Origin of the sequence: Dyadobacter sp. UC 10 (assembly GCF_008369915.1) — a bacterium.
Classification (GTDB): domain Bacteria; phylum Bacteroidota; class Bacteroidia; order Cytophagales; family Spirosomataceae; genus Dyadobacter.
The window spans coordinates 1-502 of record NZ_VSRN01000013.1 but is presented as its reverse complement, the minus strand read 5'-3'; the positions used below and the strand labels follow the sequence as shown (position 1 = coordinate 502).

The following is a 502-nucleotide window of genomic DNA, read 5'->3' as shown; positions in this document are numbered from 1 at the left end:
CCACGTACAGGAAGCGCGCGGTCGCGATATCGAATGCGTGCAGCGGCGCGGAGACGGCATCCATCGCGATGATCGCCGCCGTATAGCCCGCGAGCACCGCCGCATACGCGCGGAAATTGCGCAGGAAGGTCGCGACGCCCGCGCACAGGCCAATCCACGCGGCGAGCGCCGGCAGGAACAGTTCGGGCGTCTGCGCGAACGCCCCGGTCAGCACGAGCGCGACGGCCGCGCCGATCGCGGTGCCGAGAATCCGGTACTGGCTCTTCGACAAGCCCATCCCGCGGCTGCCCTGCGCGACGATCCACACCGTCGACGCAGCCCATTTCGGGTCGTCGAGATTCATCCGGAACGCGATGTAGAGCGCGAGGAGCGACGCGGCGGTGTTGCGCAACGCGAAGCCGAGGGCGCCGGGCGGCAGCGTGGGCCGGGCGTCGCGCAGCGCGGTGCGAACGGCTGCGAGCGGCGGCAGAGAGGGCAAGGCGAATTTCATGCGGCGAGCATA

The 502-nt window shown here is 70.1% G+C and carries 1 protein-coding gene; it reads right to left on the bottom strand.

Annotation, left to right across the window (positions count from 1 at the left end):
* The coding region (locus FXO21_RS28620; protein WP_192579383.1) for an FUSC family protein at positions 1-490 on the bottom strand (490 nt) is incomplete at its 3' end.
* Positions 491-502: the final 12 nt, after the last annotated feature.